General features: G+C 74.2%; 21 protein-coding genes. 11 read left to right on the top strand and 10 right to left on the bottom strand.

What is annotated here, in order from left to right:
• Positions 1-45: 45 nt before the first annotated feature.
• Complete coding sequence (locus QJ852_25535) at positions 46-1632, bottom strand: glycerol-3-phosphate dehydrogenase/oxidase (GenBank protein WGX96494.1); 1587 nt, start codon at positions 1630-1632, stop codon at positions 46-48.
• A complete protein-coding gene (locus QJ852_25530) occupies positions 1629-2225 on the bottom strand; it encodes a TetR/AcrR family transcriptional regulator (protein ID WGX96493.1) in 597 nt (198 codons plus the stop codon). Before QJ852_25530 ends, QJ852_25535 begins: the two co-directional genes overlap by 4 nt.
• A 17-nt stretch (positions 2226-2242) precedes the next feature.
• On the opposite strand from QJ852_25530, the gene QJ852_25525 reads away from it, so the two are divergent.
• From QJ852_25525 to QJ852_25505, 5 genes are all read left to right on the top strand, one after another.
• On the top strand, positions 2243-3850 hold the full coding sequence (locus QJ852_25525) for an FAD-binding oxidoreductase (GenBank protein WGX96492.1): 1608 nt from the start codon (positions 2243-2245) through the stop codon (positions 3848-3850).
• Positions 3847-4779, top strand: a complete 933-nt coding sequence (locus QJ852_25520) for a diacylglycerol kinase family protein (GenBank protein WGX96491.1) — start codon at positions 3847-3849, stop codon at positions 4777-4779. The genes QJ852_25525 and QJ852_25520 overlap by 4 nt, the downstream gene beginning before the upstream one ends.
• A 92-nt stretch (positions 4780-4871) precedes the next feature.
• The gene (gene ribA / locus QJ852_25515) at positions 4872-5603 is read left to right on the top strand and encodes a GTP cyclohydrolase II (protein WGX96490.1); all 732 of its coding nucleotides are present in this window, start codon (positions 4872-4874) and stop codon (positions 5601-5603) included.
• Entirely contained in the window at positions 5600-6085 is a 486-nt protein-coding gene (locus tag QJ852_25510) for a MarR family transcriptional regulator (GenBank protein ID WGX96489.1), read from the top strand. The genes ribA and QJ852_25510 overlap by 4 nt, the downstream gene beginning before the upstream one ends.
• A gap of 19 nt (positions 6086-6104) precedes the next feature.
• On the top strand, positions 6105-6623 hold the full coding sequence (locus tag QJ852_25505; GenBank protein ID WGX96488.1) for a hypothetical protein: 519 nt from the start codon (positions 6105-6107) through the stop codon (positions 6621-6623).
• Positions 6624-6629: 6 nt separating this feature from the next.
• On the opposite strand, the gene QJ852_25500 is transcribed toward QJ852_25505, so the two are convergent.
• Positions 6630-7328: a pirin family protein gene (locus tag QJ852_25500; GenBank protein WGX96487.1), complete on the bottom strand. Its 699-nt coding sequence runs from the start codon at positions 7326-7328 to the stop codon at positions 6630-6632.
• Positions 7329-7365: 37 nt separating this feature from the next.
• Here QJ852_25500 and QJ852_25495 point away from each other — a divergent pair, with 37 nt between their 5' ends.
• The gene (locus QJ852_25495; GenBank protein ID WGX96486.1) at positions 7366-8730 is read left to right on the top strand and encodes a GH1 family beta-glucosidase; all 1365 of its coding nucleotides are present in this window, start codon (positions 7366-7368) and stop codon (positions 8728-8730) included.
• Between the two features lie 54 nt (positions 8731-8784).
• Here QJ852_25495 and QJ852_25490 read toward each other — a convergent pair whose 3' ends face one another.
• The gene (locus QJ852_25490) at positions 8785-10314 is read right to left on the bottom strand and encodes a hypothetical protein (GenBank protein ID WGX96485.1); all 1530 of its coding nucleotides are present in this window, start codon (positions 10312-10314) and stop codon (positions 8785-8787) included.
• A gap of 56 nt (positions 10315-10370) precedes the next feature.
• Here QJ852_25490 and QJ852_25485 point away from each other — a divergent pair, with 56 nt between their 5' ends.
• Together QJ852_25485 and QJ852_25480 are read left to right on the top strand one after the other, a co-directional pair.
• Positions 10371-11336, top strand: coding sequence for an NADPH:quinone oxidoreductase family protein (locus QJ852_25485; protein WGX96484.1), 966 nt, complete (start codon positions 10371-10373; stop codon positions 11334-11336).
• Between the two features lie 8 nt (positions 11337-11344).
• Complete coding sequence (locus QJ852_25480) at positions 11345-12541, top strand: hypothetical protein (GenBank protein ID WGX96483.1); 1197 nt, start codon at positions 11345-11347, stop codon at positions 12539-12541.
• A 45-nt stretch (positions 12542-12586) separates the two neighbouring features.
• Here QJ852_25480 and QJ852_25475 read toward each other — a convergent pair whose 3' ends face one another.
• From QJ852_25475 to QJ852_25460, 4 genes are all read right to left on the bottom strand, one after another.
• Positions 12587-13039, bottom strand: coding sequence for an isoprenylcysteine carboxylmethyltransferase family protein (locus QJ852_25475; protein ID WGX96482.1), 453 nt, complete (start codon positions 13037-13039; stop codon positions 12587-12589).
• A gap of 80 nt (positions 13040-13119) precedes the next feature.
• Complete coding sequence (locus tag QJ852_25470) at positions 13120-13635, bottom strand: CAP domain-containing protein (GenBank protein ID WGX96481.1); 516 nt, start codon at positions 13633-13635, stop codon at positions 13120-13122.
• Between the two features lie 33 nt (positions 13636-13668).
• A complete protein-coding gene (locus tag QJ852_25465; protein ID WGX96480.1) occupies positions 13669-14175 on the bottom strand; it encodes a CAP domain-containing protein in 507 nt (168 codons plus the stop codon).
• 131 nt (positions 14176-14306) lie between these two features.
• On the bottom strand, positions 14307-14822 hold the full coding sequence (locus tag QJ852_25460) for a CAP domain-containing protein (GenBank protein ID WGX96479.1): 516 nt from the start codon (positions 14820-14822) through the stop codon (positions 14307-14309).
• 123 nt (positions 14823-14945) lie between these two features.
• On the opposite strand from QJ852_25460, the gene QJ852_25455 reads away from it, so the two are divergent.
• Complete coding sequence (locus tag QJ852_25455; protein WGX96478.1) at positions 14946-16913, top strand: M13-type metalloendopeptidase; 1968 nt, start codon at positions 14946-14948, stop codon at positions 16911-16913.
• A complete protein-coding gene (locus QJ852_25450) occupies positions 16910-17224 on the top strand; it encodes a DUF2470 domain-containing protein (GenBank protein WGX96477.1) in 315 nt (104 codons plus the stop codon). The genes QJ852_25455 and QJ852_25450 overlap by 4 nt, the downstream gene beginning before the upstream one ends.
• A 131-nt stretch (positions 17225-17355) precedes the next feature.
• Here QJ852_25450 and QJ852_25445 read toward each other — a convergent pair whose 3' ends face one another.
• Together QJ852_25445 and QJ852_25440 are read right to left on the bottom strand one after the other, a co-directional pair.
• Positions 17356-17937 (bottom strand): hypothetical protein, encoded by a 582-nt coding sequence (locus QJ852_25445; protein WGX96476.1) that lies wholly within the window; start codon positions 17935-17937, stop codon positions 17356-17358.
• A gap of 54 nt (positions 17938-17991) precedes the next feature.
• Entirely contained in the window at positions 17992-18585 is a 594-nt protein-coding gene (locus QJ852_25440; GenBank protein ID WGX96475.1) for a hypothetical protein, read from the bottom strand.
• Positions 18586-18707: 122 nt separating this feature from the next.
• On the opposite strand from QJ852_25440, the gene QJ852_25435 reads away from it, so the two are divergent.
• On the top strand, positions 18708-20336 hold the full coding sequence (locus QJ852_25435; protein ID WGX96474.1) for a helix-turn-helix transcriptional regulator: 1629 nt from the start codon (positions 18708-18710) through the stop codon (positions 20334-20336).
• The last annotated feature ends 388 nt before the right edge of the window (positions 20337-20724 follow it).

The raw sequence follows: 20724 nt of genomic DNA, 5'->3' as shown, positions 1-20724 counted from the left end.
CACTTGACGGGCATTTCTGTCACTTGTCGGGCGTTGCAATGGCCGTCAAGTGACAGTTTCGCCGGTCGACCGGCGATTCCTGCACCGCGCCAGCACCCGCTCAGCAGCGGGGACGGCGAGGGCGCGGTCGGCGGGCACGAGTCCGATCCGGGTACGCCGGTCGAGCAGGTCGGCGACGTCGGCGGCACCCTCGTGGGTGACACCGAAGAACAGCTCGGCCGCCACGGTGGGGATGCCCTCGGCGAGCGGGGCGAGCAGGTCGGCCTCGGTCCAGCCGCTGGCCGCGCGGGCGGCGGCGAGGACGAGGTCCGCGTCCGCGCCGTACCTCCGGACCAGGCGGGCGGTCCCCGGGTGGTCGGCCTGCGCCGCGCGGTCGGCGAGCGCGGCACGGGGGGCGGCACCGGCGAGCGGGAGGGTCGCGGTGAGGCACGGCCCGGCGGGGAGGCCGGCGTGGGCGACCGCCGCGTCGACGGCGTCCTCCGCCATCCGGCGGTAGGTCGTGAGCTTGCCGCCGACGATGGTCACCACGCCGGTGGGCGAGGTGAGCACGGCGTGCTTGCGGGACAGGTCGGCGGTCGAGTCGCCCTCGCCGGGGCCGCTGTCGAGCAGCGGCCGCAGCCCGGCGAAGGCGCCGACCACGTCGGCGCGTCGCAGGGGCCGGGCGAACGACGCGGCGACGACGTCGAGCAGGAAGCCGATCTCGACCTCGGTGGGCTCCGCCACGTCGGGCACCGGGCCGTCGGCGGGCTCGTCGGTGAGGCCGACGTAGAACTGGCCGTCGGGCTGGGGGAGGACGAGGACGAAGCGGTTGGTCTCGCCCGGGATCGGCGCGAAGACCGCGACGTCGAGCCCGGGCAGGGTCTCGGCCCGCAGCACCAGATGGGTGCCGCGCGAGGGGCGGAGCCGGACGTCGTCGACCAGGTCGCCGGCCCAGACGCCGGTCGCGTTGACCACGGTCCGGGTGGCGACGGTGGCCGTGGCGCCGGTGAGCTCGTCGCGCAGGCGCACCTCACGGCCGGTCGCGGCGACGACCCGGGCGTGGGTGCGCACGTGGGCGCCGTGCTCGGCCGCGGTCCGGGCGATGGTGGTGACCAGCCGGGCGTCGTCCTCGAGCTGGCCGTCCCAGCCGAGGTAGGCGCCGCGCAGGCCGTCGGTGCGCAGCGGTGGCGCGATCCGTCGGGTCTCGGCAGCGCTGAGCCGCCGCGGGCGGGGGAGGGTGTCGCCGCTCGTGCCGGCGGCACGGCGGAGCAGGTCGCCGCCCAGGAAGCCCGCGCCGGCGAGGGTGCCCATCGGGCGGCTGACGCCGGCGGACAGCGGGATGATCGACGGCAGCGGCCGAGTGAGGTGCGGCGCCGTGGTCTCCATCAGGATGCCGCGCTCGACCGCGCTCTCGTGGGCGATGCCGACCTGGCCGGAGGCGAGATAGCGCAGCCCGCCGTGCACGAGCTTCGAGGAGAAGCGGGACGTGCCGAAGGCCAGGTCGTGGGCGTCGACGGACAGGACGGAGAGGCCGCGGGCGGCGGCGTCGAGGGCCACGCCCGCGCCGGTCACGCCGAGGCCGATGACGACGACATCCACGTGGGTGGGGACGCCGGCGAGGCCCGGGGTGATCCGGGTGGAGGGGGCGGTCATGGCGTGAGGCTCCGGGAGACGAGGGCGTGCAGCTCGTCGTCGAGCGCGGGCTGGTCGACCGCGTCGTCGACCATGGTGTGGGCGGACAGGACGAACCCGTGTGCGGCGAGAACCAGACCGCGGGCGATGGTCTGCGGGTCGCCGTCGGTGATCCTCCCGGCCTCCTGGCCGGTGGCGATCGCGGCGCCGAGCACCTGGAGGATCAGCTCCTGCGACCGGCCGCGCCGGGACAGCAGATAGGGGAGGATCAGCTCCGGGTCGAGCTCGACGATCCGGGTGAACAGCTCGTTCTCGCGCAGGGCTCCGACGGTCGCGACCACGGCGTCGGCGATCGCGTCGGGCGTGGGGGCCGCGGAGACGTCGACCCGATCGGCGACGAGGACACCCCACTCGCGGGTCATCAGGTCCCCCAGCAGCGCGGGCATGTCGGACCAGGCGCGGTAGATCGTCATCCGCGAGACACCTGCTCGCCGGGCGACCTCGGTGAGGGTGGTGCGCCGCCAGCCGACGTCGAGGATGCACTCCCGCGCGGCATCGAGATAGCCGTCCCGAGGGCTGCCGTCGGATTCACTGTTGTGACGATGTGACGTCATGTGTCACACTGTAACACATGACCATCGATCGTCCCTCCGTCCTCCAGCCCGAGATGCCGCCCACGCGCTGGGGCGACCCGGCCCGCGCGGCCGGCCTTCCGGAGGGGGTCCGCGACCTGGTCGGTCTGGTCTTCCCGATCCGGGACACTCCGGCCCGTGACGACGTGACCCTCCCCGTGCCGCGTCTCGCGGCCGACGACCTCGTCGGCCTGCGCGCGATCGTCGGCGACGAGCACGTCGTCCTCGACGATGCACTGCGCCGCGGGCGCACCCGCGGAAAGTCGACCCCCGACCTGCTCCGCCAGCGCTCCGGCGACCTGGCCGACGCGCCCGACGTCGTCGTCCGGCCGGCGGGTCACGACGAGGTGGCGGCCGTGCTCGCCTACGCGGCCGAGCGCCGCATCGCCGTCGTCCCCTTCGGCGGTGGCACGGCGGTCACGGGCGGGCTGGTCGCCGAGACCGAGGGCACCGACCTGGCCGGGGTCCTCTCCCTGGACCTCGGCCGGATGCGCGGCCTGCTCGCGCTCGACCCGGTCTCGTCGACCGCGACGCTGGAGCCCGGTCTCCGCGGGCCCGAGGCCGAGGCGCTGCTCGCCGAGCACGGCCTGATGCTGGGCCACTTCCCGCAGTCGTTCGAGTACGCCACGATCGGCGGCTTCGCCGCGACCCGGTCGAGTGGTCAGTCGAGCGCCGGCTACGGACGCTTCGACGCGATGGTGGTCGGCCTGCGGGTCGCGACCCCGGTCGGCGAGGTCCGCCTCGGCAGCGCGCCGGCCAACGCGTCCGGTCCCGACCTGCGCGAGCTCTTCCTCGGCTCCGAGGGCGCCTTCGGCGTCATCACCGAGGTCACCGTCCGGGTCCGCCCGCTGCCGGAGGTCAAGGAGTACGAGGGCTGGCGCTGGGCGAGCTTCGCCGACGGGGCCGAGGCGATGCGCTCGCTCGCCCAGTCCGACCTGCTGCCGACCGTGATCCGGCTCTCCGACGAGAACGAGACCGCGATCAACCTCGCCGACCCGGAGGCGATCGGCGGCGAGGGCGACGATGGGGCGCGAGGCTGCCAGATGATCGTCGGCTACGAGGGCACCCCGGCGGCGGTCGCCGCCAAGCGGGCCGCCGTCACCGCGGCACTGACCGCGCTCGGCGGCACCGCACAGGGCTCCGGTCCGGGCGAGGCGTGGGCGCACGGCCGGTTCGACGCGCCCTACCTGCGCGACAGCCTGCTCGACGTCGGCGTTCTCGTCGAGACGCTCGAGACGGCGACCTTCTGGAGCAACCGCGAGAACCTCTACGCCCGGGTCAGGACCGCGCTCGAGGAGAGCCTCGGGGCGGGCACGATGGTGCTCTGCCACATCTCGCACGTCTACCCGACCGGCTGCTCGCTCTACTTCACCGTCGCGGCCCCGGGCGGCGAGGACCCGCTCGCCACCTGGCTCCCGGCCAAGGCCGCGGCCAGCGAGGCGATCGTCGCCGCCGGTGCCGCGATCACCCATCACCACGCGGTCGGCACCGACCACAAGCCCTATCTCACCGCCGAGATCGGCACGACCGGCGTCGAGGTCCTCCGCGCTGTGAAGCGGGCCGTCGACCCGGCCGGCATCCTCAACCCCGGAGTGCTGATCCCGTGAGTGCAAGGCCGCGGGCGTTCGCCTTCCTCGTCAACCCCGCCTCCGGAGGCGGCGCGGCACCGCAGGTCGTCGTGCCGCTGGCGCGGGCGCTGCGCGAGGCGGGCGCCGCGGTCGAGGTCACCTACACGACCTCGGTGGCGGAGACGCCGGCCCTCGTCGCGGACGCCGTCGCCCGGGACGCGGTCGTGGTGTCCGTGGGCGGCGACGGGATGCTCTCCTCGGTCGCGGGCTCGGTCGCCGAGCGCGGCGGAGTGCTCGCCGTCGTGCCCGCCGGGCGCGGCAACGACTTCGCCCGGATGCTCGCGGTGCCCACCGCGACCGGCGCCCAGGCACGCCTCCTGCTGGACGGCGAGCCCCGGCCGATCGACCTGCTCCGGGCCACGCAGCCGGGCCCGGCCGGCCCGGCGTCGTACGTCGTGGCGGGGTCGGTGTACGCCGGGGTCGACGCGCGCGCCGCCGCGATCGTGGACCGGTCGCACTGGCTGCCGTCGCGGCTGCAGTACCCGGTCGCCGCGGTCCGTGCCCTGGCGACCTACCGTCCCGCCGAGTGCACCCTCGAGGTCGACGGCGTGCGCACCACCCACCAGGCCGCGACCGTCGTGATCGCGAACTCCCGCTTCTACGGCAAGGGCATGGCGATCGCTCCGGGCGCGGCCGTCGACGACGGCCTGCTCGACGTGATCGTCATCGAGGCGGCGTCCCGCAGCGGCCTGATCCGCTCCCTCCCGAAGGTGTACGACGGCAGCCACGTCGCCCTGGACGAGGTGACGGTGCTGACCGGCCGGCGGGTCAGCCTCTCGGGCCGCCACCGGGGAGGTGCCGCGGTGCCGGTGGGCGCCGACGGTGAGGCGCTCGGCGCGCTGCCGGCCGACGCGGCCGACCCGCTCACCGTCGAGCTGCTCCCCGGCGCCGTGCGCATGCTGTTCTGAGCCCGCGCGAGGCTGCGCGCGGGTCGAGGAATACCGGGGCCCGTCCGCACCTTGTGTCTCCATCATTTCAAGTTTGAAATAACGGAGCGACCATGACGACCTGCCCCACCCGCGCCCGCCACGCGCACCCCGTCGGCGACCTCCCCACGACCTCCGGCGCGGCCGTGGTGCTCGGGCCCGCGGCGGTGCGGACCCGGGTCGTCGTGCCGCTGCGCTTCCCCGACGGCTACGAGACGACCGCCGACGTGCTGACCTTCGACGGCCTCGTCGACGGCCGGGAGCATCTGCTGCTGGGGCTCGGCGCCTGGCGGACGCGCCTCGACGACGTCGCCGACCGTGCCCGCGGCGGTACGCCGCCCCTGGTCCGCCCCCACAGCGAGTGCCTGACCGGCGACGTGTTCGGGTCCCAGCGCTGCGACTGCGGGCCGCAGCTGCGCGAGGCGGTGGAGCGGATCGCCGGCGAGGGCGGCTTCCTGCTCTACCTGCGCCAGGAGGGGCGCGGCATCGGCCTCTACGCCAAGCTCGACGCCTACGCCCTCCAGGACGCGGGCCTCGACACCTACGAGGCGAACCTGGCGCTCGGCCGCGGTGAGGACGAGCGCGACTACCAGGCCGCCGCGCAGATGCTGCGCGCCGTCGGTGCCGACCGGATCCGCCTGCTCAGCAACAACCCGGACAAGGCCCGCCAGCTCGCGGCGTACGGCATCGGCGTCGGCGAGCGGGTCCCGACGGGGGTGCACCTGTCGCCCGCCAACGAGCGGTACCTCACCGCGAAGCGCGACCACACCGCGCACACCCTCGACCTCGACGGGCTGTCGGCATGAGTGGACAGGACCCGGGGTCGGAGCCGCGCTGGCTGGACGAGGAGGAGATGGCGGCCTGGCTGCCGCTGATCCGGGTCGTCCAGGAGCTCCCGCAGGCGATCGACCGGCGCCTGCGGGAGGAGGCCGGCATCACGCACACCTACTACGCGATGCTCGCCAACCTCGCCGCCGCCCCGGACCGGATGCTGACCATGGGCGAGCTCGCCCGGCTCACGACGACCAGCCCGTCCCGGCTGACGCACGCGGTGGCCGTGCTCGAGGAGCGGGGCTGGGTCACCAAGCGGAACTGCCCGAGCGACCGGCGCAGCCAGTACGCCGTCCTGACCGACGAGGGCCGGGCGCTGCTCGAGCGGATCGCCCCTGGCCACGTCGCCCAGGTGCGCGAGCTGGTCTTCGACCGGCTCACCCGCGAACAGGTGCGGGTCCTGGCCGACGTCGCCGCGGTGCTGGTCGGGCCTGCCGACGCGCTCGGCGAGGCCTGACGGTGCCTATCATCGGCTGATGCGTGGAGTGCCCAGCCCGTCGGTCGCGCCGGCCCTCGCCGTCGCCCTGATCGTCCTCGGTGGCGGCTGCGGCGGCCAGGGGCCCTCCGTAGCCACTGCCGATCCATCGCCGACCACGTCGGAATGCCTGCCCTACGCCCCGTGGAGCTGCGCGCTGTCGTCGGTGGCGGACTCCGAGTGGGGCGCGTCTCCGGAGGAAGCCGTCCGGATCGTCGTCGGCGACGAGGGTCGTGAGACCGAGATCCGCGGCGTCGACCTGAGCGGACCCGACCGGGCGCTGGTCGAGGTCGTGCTCGGGGAAGACGGAGGCACCTACGAGGTGGTGCGGGCGGACGGCCGCTGGGCGGCGGTGGGCGGTGCGGGGTGCGCGAGCGCCGTCGCCGGCCGGCACCTCTTCGGCGACCTGATGGATCGCCCCCAGAGTCCGGAGTGCTCCGCGGCGGCCGAGGAAGCGGCGGCAGCCGGTCGCGACTCGTACACCTGCGCGGAGATGGTCGGTCCGACGGCGCCCGGATGATCCTGATCAGGCGAACGACCAGACCAGGATCTCGGTCGGCACCGCGGCCGTCACGGCGTACGACGGCCCGTCGGTCACGCACAGCGCATCGCCGGCCGCCAGCGGCTCGGCCAGGGAGGACCGCAGCAGCGCGCCGGTCGTGAGGAAGGCATGGACCCGGGCGGCCACGGGGAGGGCGAGGGTCTCGCCGGCCTCGAGCCGGGCCACGTCGAGGGCCGCGCCCGCGATCCCCACGGAGAGCGGGCCCCCGTCGCCGACCAGCCGCACGAGCCCGGCTCCCGGAGCGGCGGTGCCGGTGGCCCGGGCATAGGCGGGCGAGGTGTCCGGGTCGTCGGGGGTGAGCCAGACCTGGACGAAGCGGGCTGGCCCGTCGTCGCCCGCGACCTCCGTGTGCCGCACGCCCGTGCCTGCGGACAGCACGCCGCAGTCCCCGGCGGACAACGTCTCCGCGGACCCGTCGGCGCCGGTCCCGTCGCGGTGCACCACCGAGCCCGACACCACCCAGGTGACGATCTCCAGACCCGCGTGCGGGTGCTCCGCGAAGCCGGCGCCACGACCGAGCAGGTGGTCGTCGTGGCACACCATCGGGCCGAAGGACAGGCGGTCGGGGTCGAGGTGCGGGCCGAACGAGAATCCGTGCTGGCTCAGCCGCCCGGCCTCTCGCTCGACGAACCGCGCGGTTCCCCTGCGGATCTCGACGCTCACGTGTCAGATTGTGCCGGTGTCATGGGAGGCTGGTCCGATGGGGGACAGGTTGGGGGATCTGGCGAGCCGTCTTCCGGGGGAGTTCCGGTTCGGCACCAGCACGGCGTCGTACCAGATCGAGGGTGCGGTGACCGAGGACGGTCGGGGTCCGTCGGTGTGGGACACCTTCTGCGCGGAGCCGGGCCGGATCGTCGACGGGTCGAGTGGAGCGGTCGCGTGCGACCACTACCACCGCTGGTCCGAGGACATCGGGCTGATGCGCACCCTCGGCGCGTCCGGCTACCGCTTCTCGATCGCGTGGCCGCGGATCCAGCCCACCGGGTCCGGCGCCGTCAACCAGGCCGGGCTCGACTTCTACGACCGGCTCGTCGACGGCCTGCTCGAGGCCGGCATCTCGCCGATGGCCACGCTCTTCCACTGGGACCTCCCGCAGGCCCTGGAGGACGACGGCGGCTGGCTGAACCGCGCCACCGTCGACCGCTTCGCCGACTACGCCGCGCTCGTCGGCGAGCGCCTCGGCGACCGGGTGACCGACTGGGTGCCGGTCAACGAGCCGAACGTCGTGACCCTGATGGGGTACGCCGTCGCGATGCACGCGCCGGGCAAGGCGCTCATGTTCGACGCCCTTCCCGTGGGCCACCACCTGCTCGTCGCCCACGGCCGGGCGGCGATCGCGCTGCGCGCCGCGGGCGCCACCAGCGTCGGCTGCGCCAACAACCACGCGCCGATCTGGCCGGCCAGCGACGATCCCGCCGACGTCGGCGCCGCGAAGCTCTTCGACCTGCTGTGGAACGCCCACTACCTGGAGGGCATGCTGCTCGGCCGGTACTCCGACGACCTGATGATGCTGCTCGAGGGCCAGGTGCGCGAGGGCGACTTCGCGACCATGCGCCAGCCGCTCGACTTCTACGGGGTCAACTACTACAACCCGATGCGGATCGCGGCCGCCGACGAGACCGCGGAGCTGCCCTTCGAGTTCCGCGAGGTGCTCGGCTACCCGATGACCGACTTCGGCTGGCCGGTCGTGCCGGACGCACTGCGCGAGTGGCTGATCACCTTCCGCGCGCGCTTCCGTGCCGCCGTACCTCCCATCGTGATCACCGAGTCCGGCTGCTCCTACGACGTGGGGCCCGATGAGCACGGCGTGGTCGACGACCACCAGCGCATCGACTACCACGCGCTGCACCTGACGGCGGTCGCCGAGGCGATCGAGCGCGGCGTCGACGTGCGCGGCTACTACGCCTGGTCGCTCATCGACAACTTCGAGTGGGCCGAGGGCTACACGCAGCGGTTCGGCCTCGTGCACGTCGACTACGACACGCAGCGGCGCACGCCCAAGCGATCGTTCAACTGGTACGCCGCGCTGGTCGCCGAGCACGCGCGGCGCTCGGCCCAGACCTGAGCCCCGCCGTAACGTCATACGTCCTGGGGGCTCAAGCCCACGGAACGTATGACGCTAGGACGGGACACCGGCCAGGACGCCGGCCACCGAGCGGTGCAGCTCGCCGGCCCGGCTCGCGGCCGCGGCACTGCGCTCGCCCTCGTCGCGCACCGTCGCGGCCTGCTGGTCGATCTGCCGTCCGGTCGCGGCGAGGGTGCTGGTGCGGCCCTGGTCGAGCCCGCGGCGCTGGTGGAGGGCCGCGACGACCAGCCCGGTGCCCACGCAGCCGCCGAGCAGTCCGACGACCAGGAAGCCGCCGGACACCAGGCCCAGCAGGCAGCACACCGCCCCGAGGCCGAGGATGCCGACCCCGGCGGGCAGCAGCCGACGGTCGAGCGGGTGGCGGCGGTCGAACCCGGAGGTCACCCGCTGCTGCCAGCCGGCCTCGGCACCCGCGCGGTCGACGGTCAGCACCTCGCCGACCACCTCCACGGTCCGGGTGTTCGCGGCGGGTACGGCGGCCTGCTGCACCAGCTCGTCGCCGATCGCCCGGAGCACCGGGGCGAGTGCGCGGCGCGCGACGGCGTACCTGCCGTCGGTGACCGGCCGGGCCAGGTCGCGCAGCAGCAGGCTGAGGACGTCGCCCGCGCTCGCGTTCCACACCGCCGTCTCGGTCGCGACCCGCTCGTCGAGGAAGCCCATGTCGGCGCGGGCGGTGGCCATCCGGTCCAGGATCTCCGCCTCGCCGGGCGAGCCCTCGTCGATCAGCGAGCGCAGGCAGTCGGCCAGCGGATCCTCCGGAACTTCCGGTGACTCGGGCGACTCGGGCGACTCGGGCGCGGTGGCGGTGCCGGCCGAGGCGCCGGTGCTGAGCACCCGGTGCAGCACCTCCAGCTGGGCCGCGGCCCGCTCGGCGGGCAGCGCGCGGCGGTCGGCCGGCACCTGGCCCTCGAGCCACGCCGCGACCTCGTCGGGGCCGGCGCTGCCGGTGGCGGCGACCAGGCGGCCGAGCGCCTCGGCGAGGGCGTCGGTGAACGTACCCGGCAGGCGGCCCTCGGCGATCGCGAGCCAGGCCTGCCGCTGCGCCTGGGTGAGGACCACGGCGTCGGGCAGCACGCCGTCGCCGGGAGCGGGCGCCCAGCGGGGATCGCGGGTGAGGGCGCCGAGCAGGGTGAGCAGGAGGGCGGTCCGGCCGCGGTCCCGCAGCGCCGCCTCCTCGAGCAGCGGGCCGCCGGTGGCCTCCCCGCGGGCGGTGGCCGCGACCCCGCGCGCCGCGGCGGCCAGCCAATAGCCCGGTACGTCGCCCGGCTCGGCCGAGTCCCGCACGGCCGCCCCGCCGGTCGCCACCACGGTCGACACGACCTCGCGCGCGTAGCGCCGGCAGGCCGCCGCGTCGGCGTACTGCCCCAGCTCGGAGCGGATGTCCTCGTGCTCGACCAGGGCGACCAGGGCCCGGGTCAGTCGGTCGAGCTGGGCCTGGGTGTTGCCCTGCTGGGCGCGGATCTGCTCGGCCAGGCGGTTGCGCGCCCGCCGCTCCGCGTCGAGCTGGGCCTCGGCCTCCGCTATCCGCTGGTCCTGCTTCCAGTCCCCCCACGTACTACTCACCTGCGGTCCCTGCCCGGCACCCGGCCCGGGCAAACGCCCCGCGTACGCTCCCGACCATGCGCGCAGTCCAGGTCGTCACCCCCTCCGGTCCCGCCGACGTCGTCGTCCGGGAGGTGCCCGACCCGACACCCGGGCCCGACGACGTGCTGGTCGAGGTGCACACCGTCGGGGTGTCCTTCCCCGACCTGCTGCTCAGCCGCGGCCAGTACCAGCTGCGCCCGGAGCCGCCGTTCACACTCGGTGTCGACTACGCCGGCGTCGTGGTCTCGGGCCCCGGCTTCGAGCCCGGGCAGCGGGTCGTCGGTGTCGGCGGGTACGGCGGCGCCGCCGAGCTGGTCGCCGGCCCGCGGCACGCGACCTTCGCGCTCCCCGACGAGGTGAGCTTCGACGAGGCCGTCGCGCTGCCGATGAACTACCTCACCGCGCTGTTCGCCCTCGACGAGCGGGCCGGGCTCCGCCCCGACGAGACGGTCCTCGTCCACGGTGCCGCCGGCGGTGTCGGCACGGCGACGATCCAGGTCGCGAAGGGGCTCGGCGCCCGGAGCATCGCCGTGGTGAGCACCGAGGAGAAGGCGGCGTACGCGCGGGCGGCCGGTGCCGACGAGGCCGTCCTGTTCGCCGGCTTCAAGGACGCCGTCCACGGGCTCACCGGCGGCCGGGGCGTCGACGTCGTCCTCGATGTCGTCGGCGGCGACGCGTTCACCGACTCGCTGCGGGTCCTGGCGCCGCAGGGACGTCTCCTCGTCGTCGGCTTCGCCGCGGGCGCGGGCATCCCCGAGGTCAAGGTCAACCGGCTGCTGCTCAACAACATCGACGTCCGCGGTGTCGGCTGGGGCGCCTACGCCTTCGCCCGGCCCGACTACCTCCAGCAGCAGTGGGCGCAGCTGGTGCCGATGATCGCGTCCGGGGCCGTCAAGCCGCCGGTCGGCGAGGTCTACCCGATGGCCGAGTTCGGCCGCGCGCTGTCCGACATGGACGCCCGCGCGGCGCTCGGCAAGCTCGTCGTGCGCCTGCGGGACTGAACGACGCCATGCTGCGGCGACTCGTCGCCTACCTGTCCGGCTGGAGCAGCGGCGGCGCCGGCCGCGCGGCCGCGATCCTGGTCGTCGCCAACCTCGGCGCCGTCGTCGTGGCCTGGGCCGGCTGGGGGCTGTTCCTGCTCCCCGCGTTCTACGACGCCCGGGTGCTGCCGGCGATCGTGATGTGGACGTTCGCGGTGGTCGTCTCGATGACCCTGCTGTGGACGCTCGGCTTCTGGGGCACGGTCGCGACCCGGGGCGTCGGGCACGGCGAGCACCTGGCGGCGTACTCGCCCGGCACGGCGCTCGGGCTCGGCCTGCTCCGCTGGGCGCTGCAGATCGTGATGATCGGCGGCGTCTTCGCGGCCGCCGTGTTCGTGACCGTGGACGGCCGGTGGTGGCACCTGTTCGGTACCGCCGAGATCCGCTCCCTGCCGGCCAGGGTGGCCGCCATGCCGGTCCCGGACGACTGGGAGCTGACCGCGTCCGAGAAGGGCGACGACGGCGGCAACCATCACCCGAACATGCGTCACTGGCTGACCTACGACGTGCCGGCGGCCTACGGCTTCGCCGATCTCCGGGCGTGGCTGGCCTCGCCGGACTGGTCCGAGAGCCCGCGCGGGCCTTCCTTCGGCGCGATCCGGGTCGTGCGCTGCGACGCCGAACAGCAGGAGTGCCGGGCCCAGCTCGTCCCGCCGGCGGGGGCGGAGCCGGAGTACTTCGTGTACGTCCAGCGCAGCGACCCCTCGCCGTACGACCCCGAGGTGGCCGAGGTCGACGTCCAGGTCACCTATCGGCAGTACGTCGAGCCGGACTGGGAGGTCGATGCCGAGGTGGTGGCGCGGTCCCGGTCGATGCCCGTCCCCGCGGACTGGATCCGGTACGACGAGGGCGCCTCCGACAGCGACAGCGGGGAGTCGTTCAGCCGCTCCTTCGGCGTACCCGAGTCGTTCACCCCGGCCGACCTCGAGGCATGGCTGACCGGCCCGGGCTTCACCGCCCCCGTCGCCGGGGAGCCGTTCGGTGCGATCACCCTGGACGAGTGCCGCTCCTACGACGGCGGCCGGCACCGCTGCGACGCGACCGTCGACGCCAGCTGGTACACCGACGCGTACGCCATGGAGCGCGCCTCGGCCTGGGTCGAGGCCACCCTGGACACGACCGACCACACGGTGCGGGTCTCGTTCCGGCGCGCCGACCGGTCCTGAGCCCCATCGAGGCGACCGGTGCCGAGTCGGAGCTCGGCGGCTCGTTCAGCGCGGGCCGACCGGTAGCCAGCGCGGCACTCGGGCCCGGTAGTCGGTGTACGCCTCGCCGAAGTTGCGCTCCATCGCGGCCTCCTCCGCCGGGATCTGGAGCCGGTCGATGAGGACGACGAACGCCGCGACGGGGAGCGGGGTCAGCCAGCCGCCGCGCCGGACGGCGTGTGCGGTGAGCAGGCCCGCCATCCCGACGTACATCGGGTTCCGGGTCACCCCGAAGACCCCGCCCGTCACCATGGTCGACGCCTGGGCGGGATCGAGGGGGTTCACCGTCGTGTGGTGACGGCGGAAGGCCGCCATGGCGCCGGCGTCCAGCCCGAGCGACGCGGCGGCGATCGCCGCCGCAGCGATCCTCCGCGGCCGTCCGGCCGGCCGCTCGGGAGCCAGCAGGTGCTGGGCGACCCCAGCGGCCAGGGCGAACACGGGTGGCGGTACGACGGGCACGTGCCGAGCCTCGCAGCCGCACGCCGCCGAGGCAATGGTCGGCCCGGACCCGCCGGGATCCGTTCGCTCAGAACGCGTTCTCAGGGGCGGACCAGGTCGACCGTCCACCACAGCTGGCGTCCCGCCGCGTGCACGCCCAGCCCGGCCAGCCGGAACCTGCAGCCGAGCAGCACGGCGCGATGCGGCGGGCTCGCCAGCCACCGCTTCACGGCGCCGCGGGCACTCATCGGCCCCATGGCCACCACCTCGCCGACGCGGGAGGCGTCGCCGTACCCCGCGGCCGCGATGCGCTCGCGCAGGCTGGCCTCGCCCGGCACCTGATGGGAGAGGGTGCGCCCGGCGGCCATCGCCGCGGAGTGGGCGAGCGCCGTCCCGTGGAGACCGTCCACGGGACGCAGCGGCCGACAGCCGGCCTTGCGCCGCACGCCGTTGACCCGGCCGAGCAGTCGCACCTCGATCCGGGCGGTGTCCACCGCCGGCGGCGTGCCGGCAGCCGTGGCCCGGTCGTGGGTCGACGGGTGAGCGGCGACCCACGGCGCCGGGAGCAGCGTCAGCAGGGTCGCCGCGACGGTCAGGAGCAGGGAGGCCGCGCGCACGCAGAGCATCATGGCGGGGATCGGGCCCGCGCGTCAGCGGCGTCCGAAGTCCTGGGTCCACCACAGCCGGGGACCGTGCCGGACCACGCCCACCCCGATCTCGCGCAGGCCGCAGTCGAGGATGTTCGCGCGATGGCTCGGGCTGTCCATCCAGGCCCGCATCACCGCCCCCGGCGTGGGGTAGCCGGTCGCGATGTTCTCGGCGAGCCGGCGCCAGTCGTCGTACCCGGCCGCGGCGGCCCGCTGCCCGAGCGTCGGCTCGCCGGGGAGGTAGTGCGCCATGGTCCCTGCCGTCGCCATGCTCACGCTGTGCCCCCGGGCCGCGCGCCGCAGCTTGCGGTGCAGGCGCACCGGGCCGCAGCCGGCGTCGGCGCGGTGCCGGTTCACCAGCCTGATCACCCGCTGCTCGAGGGTCGGTGCGAGCAGGAGGTCCTCGCCTCCGGCGGGGGAGGCGGTGGCGGGTGCCGGCGGCGGCGACGTCAGGACGACGAGGACGGTCAGGAGTGCCGTCAGGAGGGTCCGGGAGCAGCGGCGCAGCATGTCCCCGATCGTGGTGTCCGGAGGGTCCTGCCCGCGTCGGTGCACCGGCTCGGGTCGGCTAGTCCCGAAGGGCTAGCAAAATCGCGCGATCGTCCGCTCCGTCGCTGTCGCGGCAGGGACCGCGGGAGAGCTCAGCGCACACCGAAGTCCTGGGTCCACCACAGCTGGTCGTCCTGGAGCACGACGCCGACCCCGAGGTCGCGCAGCCGGCAGTTGAGGATGTTCTTGCGGTGGCTGGGGCTGTTCATCCACGCGGTCGTCACGGCCTCAGGCGAGCTGAACCCCCGCGCGATGTTCTCCGCCACCAGCGTCCAGCCGCGGTAGCCGGCCCGCGAGATCCGGGTCGAGAACTTCGCCTCGCCGGGCAGCTGGTGCGACATCACGCCCGCGACCGCCATCGCCACGGTGTGCCGCCGTGCCGCCTTGCGCAGCTTCTTCGAGAACTTCAGCGGCCGGCAGCCGTGGTGGGTGCGCTCGGCGTTGGTCAGCTCGAGGATCCGGTCCTCCATGGCGCGCTGCACCAGCTTGCGGGCCGGGACGACGTCCGGCGACGCCGGTCGCAGCACAGCCGCCGGCGCCGTACCGACGCTCGCTCCGGCCGACAGCGGCGCGAGCAGCGCCAGCCCGAGCGCGAGGCACCCCACCATTCCGAGTAGGCGGATCATGGACCACCGATCGGTGACCCGGGTGTGCGGTCTGAGCATCGTCCCGGAAAATCAGGACGATGGTCCCGGCAGACGGGCTTGGCCCCCACTGCGTAGGCTCGGTGCGTGAGCATCCTCGATGACGCCCGGCCGGGCATGGACCTCGGCATCCGTCCCCAGGACGACCTCTTCGGCCACGTCAACGGCACCTGGCTGACCGAGACGGAGATCCCGTCCGACCGCTCCAGCTGGGGCCCGTTCGTCCAGCTCGCCGACCAGGCCGAGGAGGACGTGCGGGTGATCATCACCGAGCTGGCCGCGGCCAGCGACGGGGGCGGCGGCGACGCCGACGCCCGCAAGATCGCCGACCTCTTCAACTCCTTCATGGACACCGACCGTGTGGAGGCCGCCGGGATCGCTCCGGCACAGCCGCTCATCGACGCGGTCGCCGGTCTGCGCGACGTCCGCGACCTGGCCGCCTTCCTCGGCGAGTTCGAGCGGATCGGCGGCTACGGCCTCTTCGGCTCCTATGTCGACACCGACGACCGCCAGTCCGACCGCTACCTCTTCCACATCGTGCAGGGCGGGCTCGGCCTGCCCGACGAGTCGTACTACCGCGACGACAAGTTCGCCGAGATCCGCGAGGCCTACGTCGGGTACCTCACCCGCCTGCTCACGCTCGGCGGCCACGCCGACCCCGCGGGCGCGGCGCAGCGGATCCTCGAGCTCGACACCGACCTGGCCAAGGGGCACTGGGAGCGCGCGGAGACCCGGGACGTCCAGAAGACCTACAACCTGCTGAGCGCCGCCGAGCTCACGGCGCTGTGCCCGGCCTTCGACTGGGACGCCTACATCACCAACCTCGGCGGCCGTCTCGACGGGGAGCACGCCACGATCGCCGAGGTCGTGGTGCGCCAGCCGTCGTACCTCCAGCACCTGTCCGGAGTCCTCGAGGCGACGCCGGTCGAGATCTGGCGCGACTGGTTCCTGTCCCGCGTGCTGCGCTCCGCGGCGCCGTACCTCACCGACGAGCTGGTGCAGACCAACTTCGACTTCTACGGCCGCACCCTGTCCGGTACGCCGGAGCTGCGGGCCCGCTGGAAGCGCGCGGTGTCCTTCGTCGAGGGTGCGATGGGCGAGGCGGTCGGCCGGGAGTACGTCGCGCGGCACTTCCCGCCGACGTCCAAGGCGATGATGGACGAGCTGGTCGCCAACCTGCTCGCCGCCTACCGCCAGTCGATCAGCCGGCTCGACTGGATGACCGACGAGACCAAGGAGCGGGCCTACGAGAAGCTCGCGACCTTCCGGCCCAAGATCGGCTACCCGGAGCGCTTCCGCGACTACAGCGCGCTGGTCGTCGTACCGGACGACCTGGTGGCCAACGCCCAGGCCGCGGCCGGCTTCGAGACCGACCGCCAGCTCGCCAAGATCGGCGCGCCGGTCGACCGCGACGAGTGGTTCATGCTGCCGCAGACGGTCAACGCCTACTACAACCCCGGCACCAACGAGATCTGCTTCCCGGCGGGGATCCTGCAGAAGCCGTTCTTCAGTCCCGACGCGCTCCCGGCCGAGAACTACGGCGGCATCGGCGCGGTGATCGGGCACGAGGTCGGGCACGGGTTCGACGACCAGGGTGCGCAGTACGACGGCGAGGGCAACCTCAACGACTGGTGGACCGCCGACGACAAGGCCGCCTTCGAGGTGAAGTCGAAGGCCCTGATCGCCCAGTACGACGGGTTCTCGCCCCGCAACCTGCCCGGCGAGCACGTCAACGGTGCGCTCACCGTCGGCGAGAACATCGGCGACCTCGGTGGACTGACCATCGCGCACACCGCCTTCCAGATCGCCGTGCGCTCGGGGGGCGGCGCGGCCACGGAGGAGGACCGCAGGACCCTGTTCCTCAACTGGGCCTACGTCTGGCGCACCAAGCGACGCCTCGAACAGGAGCAGCAGTACCTCACCATCGACCCGCACAGCCCGCCGGAGTTCCGCGCCAACATCGTGCGCAACCTCGACGAGTTCCACGAGGTCTTCGGCACCGCCCCCGGCGACGGACTCTGGCTGGACCCGGCCGACCGGGTGCGGATCTGGTGAGCTCCGTGCCGCACGCCTTCGACCCCGCGGTCGTCGACGCGGTGCTCGCGCACATGAACGGCGACCATCTCGACGACAACCTGCTCATCGTCCGCGCCCACGGCGTCCCCGAGGCGACCGCCGCGTCGATGAGCGACGTGGACGGCGAGGCCGGCACGTGGACGGTGATCGGGCCCGAGGGGCCGCTCGGCGAGCGGCGGATCCTCTGGCCGGGCGGCCCGATCGCCGAGCGTGCGGAGATCCGCCGCGAGGTGGTCGCGCTGTACGACGCCGCGTGCGTCGCGCTCGGCGTGGAGCCGCGCCCGCACTGATCCGGGGAGGAATCACCGGTCGACCGGCGATTCCGTCACTTGACGGGCGTTGCAACGCCCGACAAGTGACAGAACAACCGGTCGACCGGTTGTTCCGACCGCGCGCAGCCGGCGCAGGCGCTTTCGGGATATCAGCCGATGAGGAACACGAACGGCTGGGTGCTCAGCGTGTTGCCGTTCGCGCTGTCGCGCAGGAAGGTGGCGACCGCGAACCCGTCGGCACAGTTCGTCTGGTTGGGCGAGCCGTAGGACTCGACCAGGGTGCTCCTGCCGTTCACCCCGGAGCCGGTGCCGTCGTTCGGGTAGTCGGGTGAGGCGACCAGCACGGCGTTCGCCATGGTGATGGGCGGGGCGCTGCCGCTCACCCGCAGACAGGCGATGCCGGTGGCCGGCCAGGAGACGCTGACCGACACGCCCGCCGGCGCCGATCGGAGGGTCGCCGGCCCGGGGCTGACGCCGGCGTAGCCGGAGATCGTGACATCGCCCAGCCCGGATCGCACCGCGGCCGAGAGGTCGGCGACGTCGAGCGACCCGTCGGCGACGTCGACGCCGGTGAGGGAGCCGTTCTTGATGTCCTTGGTGGTCACGGTGTTGTTCTTGATCTGCTTGCCGGTGATCATCGCGCCGGCGACCGCGCCGCTCGTGCCGGCGGTCAGGACGAGGCCCGTGGCCGCGACGATGGTGACGATCCCGGATCTGCTGATGAGTGCCATGACGGCTCCTGATCTGTCGCTGGTGTCGGATGGATGAGCGTGGCCGGCGGGCCCTCAGGTGGCGTCGACCATGAGTCGCAGCAGCTGCTCGCTGATCGCGACCAGCTCGTCCTCGCTCATGCCGGTGCCCTGTGCGAGGTTGAGCGTGTAGACCACGTCGCCGACGAGCACGCCACCGCCGACCTGGAGGTTCGCGCCGCCCGCGACGGTGCCGATGTCGACGTACGCCGCGTCCCCGAGGCCGTCGATGTCGTGCCGGACCGGCTCGTCCATCGCACCCTGCGAGCCGGACTGGTAGGCCTCATAGCCGCCCCCCGCCGCGACGTCGACCGCCCCGAGTGAGCCGCTGAGGGCGCGCGGATCCTCCTGGTCGAACTCACAGCCGTCGAACGGGCCGGTGCTCGTGGTCACCGCGGCCCCCACCGCCGCGGTGAGCTGGTCGGCACTCACCAGGTCGCAGAAGACCGGCAGGGTGACCTCGTCGCCGGGGTCCCCGTCGGTCCTGCCGGTGCCGTCCGTGCCGTCCGTTCCGGTTGCTGTGGACGCTGCCGGGGCCGGGTCCGACGACGTACCCCCGTCGTCGCCGCACCCGGCCGCCAGCACCACCACGAGCAGCAGGCCGCCGATCGTCCGTCCCCGTACCCGCATCTGCGCTCCTTCGTGTCTCGCGGCGGCCGACTCTGCCGGACGGAGGTGGAGCGCGTCGGTAGGGATCCGTCGTAATTCGAGAACGGGTCCGCCGGTCGCGGGTCCGTGGGAGCGTTCGGAGCATGGACCGCGACCGTCTCCTCGCCGACATGCTGGGGCATCTGGCCGGCGGGACGGCCCGGACCGCGCGGGAGCGGGCACTGACCGCGGCGGACCAGGGCGACGCGGCGGCGTACGGCATCGCCGCGCTGGCGGACTTCTGGCTCGGCGACTTCGCCGACGCCACTCGGCATGCGACGAGCGGCCTGGTCGCGGCAGCCGCCGCCGACGACCGGGCGCGGGGGCTGTGCCTGGCCGCCGCGGCGCTTGCCGCGGGCGGGGACCTGGAGGCGTCCGGCCCGGACGGGACGGTGCTGCGCGAGCTGCTCGTCGCGGCCGACGATCCGGCGTCCCGCTGGTGGTCGGCGGTGCGGTACGTCGCGACCGAGGCCGCTCTCGTCGGCGCCCGGATCCGCGACGCCGCGGAGATCGACGCAACCGGTCCGCCGGCCGGCAGGGCCTGGGCCGGCCACCCGTTCGCCACCCTGATGTGGGTCTGCCAGGCCCGGATCGCCGCCTTCTCCGGCCGGATCGAGCATGCCGACGAGCTGCTCGGGGCGGTGCGGTCCTCGGTCGTCGCGGGCAGCCGTCTCGAGCCGGTGGTCGAGGCGGTGGTGGTCCTCGTGCGCGGCAACGCGGGCGACGAGGAGGGCGTCCGGGTGGCGGGAGCGATCGCCGCGCACGTGCCCGCCGAGCCCCGTGACTTCGTCGACCGTGGTGCGCTGCTGCTGCTCTCCTACGGGGCGATCGCGCTCTACGACGTGGCCGGCGCCGCTGCGCTGGCCTTCCGCGCCGGCGCCGACGAGGCGCTGAGCCGGTGCACCCTGATCGACCGAGCGATCTGCTTCGAGATGTTCCTGCACGCCGCGCTGCTCGAGGGGGACCGCGACGCCGTCGAGGCGTGGCTCGCCGCGCTCGCGGAGCTCGCCGCCCACCCGATCACCGAGCCGACGGTCCAGCGGGCCCGGGCCCGGGTGGCGATCGCGGGCGGCGACACCGGGACGGCGATCGAGCTGCTCACCCCCAGCATCGCGCGCTGCGTCGCCGAGGAGCGTGGGGTGGAGGCCGGTGAGGGGCAGATCCTGCTCGCCCGGGCCCGGATCCTCGACGCCGACCTCGGCACCGCCTCCCGCAGCCTGCGTACCCTCGTCGCCGCGAGCGACCGCGTCGGCTTCGGGGCTATCCGTCGGGCGGCCGGCGCCGCCCTCGCCGCGTCCGGCCGCCGGCTGCCGCCGGTCGCCGGGGCCGGCTGGGACGGGCTGTCCGCGCGGGAGGCGGACGTGGCCCGCGCGGTGCTCGCCGGCCAGGAGGTCGAGGAGATCGCGGCCGCGCTCTTCCTGTCCCCGCGCACCGTGCGCGCCCACCTGTCGCGGGTGCTCTGCGCCTTCGGCGTCGCCACCCGGGTCGGCCTCCTCGCCGCGGTGGGCGACGGAGCCGGCCGGTCCGGTGGCCCGGGCATGGGTGCACCTGCCCTCAGCCCGCGCCAGGCCGAGGTCGCCGCCCTCGTCGCCGCCGGTCGCACCAACCAGCAGATCGCCGGGGAGCTGGGCATCTCGGTCAAGGGCGTGGAGAAGCACGTCGGCGACGTCCTGCTGCGCTGGGACGCCGGGTCGCGGTTCGAGCTGGCCCGGATCTGGTGGTCCGTCGCCTGACCGGCGCCCGCGACCTCATGGCGCCGTGACCTAGCAGTGGCGCCCAGATCCTGCCGCGACGAAGCGGCCTGCAGGGTGGCGCACCGTCCGGCGCGGAGGCCTGGCGTAGGGAACCACCTGCGAACCAATGGCCGGCAGCGTGGCGTCCCGCGCGGCGCGGAGGCCTGGCGTAGGGAACCGCTTGTGAAGAAGTGGCCGGCAGCGTGGCGCACCGCCCGGCGCGGAGCCCTGGCGTAGGGAACCGCCTGTGAAGAAGTGGCCGGCAGCGTGGCGTCCCGCGCGGAGCGCATCGGGGATTGCCCGCGGGGCGAGCGCAGCGAGTCCCGTGCGGCGTCCCCGATAGGACGACACGCTCGGCCCAACAAAAAAGGTGCAACCGCAGGCGTCT

This window comes from Nocardioides sp. L-11A (genome assembly GCA_029961745.1).
GTDB lineage: Bacteria > Actinomycetota > Actinomycetes > Propionibacteriales > Nocardioidaceae > Nocardioides.
Note: the sequence above shows the minus strand (reverse complement) of the source record. Positions and strands in the feature narration are given on the sequence as shown.